2 protein-coding genes are annotated in these 905 nt (G+C 27.7%); both read left to right on the top strand.

What is annotated here, in order from left to right; all coding sequences use genetic code 11:
• Positions 1 to 123 precede the first annotated feature (123 nt).
• Positions 124 to 300 (top strand): glycine zipper family protein, encoded by a 177-nt coding sequence (locus EF384_RS09575; RefSeq protein WP_123781488.1) that lies wholly within the window; start codon positions 124 to 126, stop codon positions 298 to 300.
• Positions 301 to 349: 49 nt separating this feature from the next.
• A complete protein-coding gene (locus EF384_RS09580; protein ID WP_034536076.1) occupies positions 350 to 808 on the top strand; it encodes a hypothetical protein in 459 nt (152 codons plus the stop codon).
• The last annotated feature ends 97 nt before the right edge of the window (positions 809 to 905 follow it).

Raw genomic sequence — 905 nt, forward strand, 5'->3', positions numbered from 1 at the left:
AGGTGAGTTTGTCACAATAAGAATTAAGTAAAACTCAAAACTATAAATTGATGAACATTAGTAGTATTAAGTTCAACGGTATATAAATTCTAGTTATGGAAATTAAGTTTAGGGGGTGCCCGTATGTCCAACAATGATAACATTGAAGGTAAGGGAAATTTCATAGGTCTAGGACTAATATTTGGTACAGCATTTGGGATAATACTAGGAATGATATTTGATAAATTACTTTTTGGAATAACTATTGGACCAAGTTTAGGACTTACTCTAGGTATAATACTGGATTCTAATAAAAAGTAGATTATGCGACATAGTAATTTTAGGGGTCATAAAGCTTGGAGGTGATAGATTGAGTAGGATAAAGAAACAGTTGTTAAACCTAGCAATAGGTGAATTTGCAGCTTTATTAACTTTTATTTTTGTATATAGATTATTAGATCTTGGAATGGCTAGTTTAGTTGCATTTTCATATCTTATACTTATCTTATTACAAGGAAGTCTGTATTGGTTTTATAGATATATTTTAATAGTCAACAAGAAAAGAGTTAATCATAAGATGATAGAACTCTTAAAATTTTTAAGACGATTAAATATGATTGTATTAGTCGTCATAAGTTTAGTGATACCAATTATTAGAAGCAGTAATAAAGATTTTATAATTGGTATTGGATTATTTTTATTCGGAATGATTGAGTATATAAACTACTATTGGTATAGATTAAGCTATGGAAAATCAGGATTCAATATTAGGATTTTATTGAATACAGGATTACAAAAATCAAGTATAAATAGGTTGATTACTAAATAATATTATGACACATCATTTATATTATGCGTCGCTGGATAGCTTATAATTTTGAAAGTGCCAGCTTGTCTTAATACTAATTAAGACAAACTCAGAAAAA

Origin of the sequence: Aerococcus agrisoli, assembly GCF_003797145.1 — a bacterium.
In the GTDB taxonomy this organism is placed as follows: domain Bacteria; phylum Bacillota; class Bacilli; order Lactobacillales; family Aerococcaceae; genus Aerococcus; species Aerococcus agrisoli.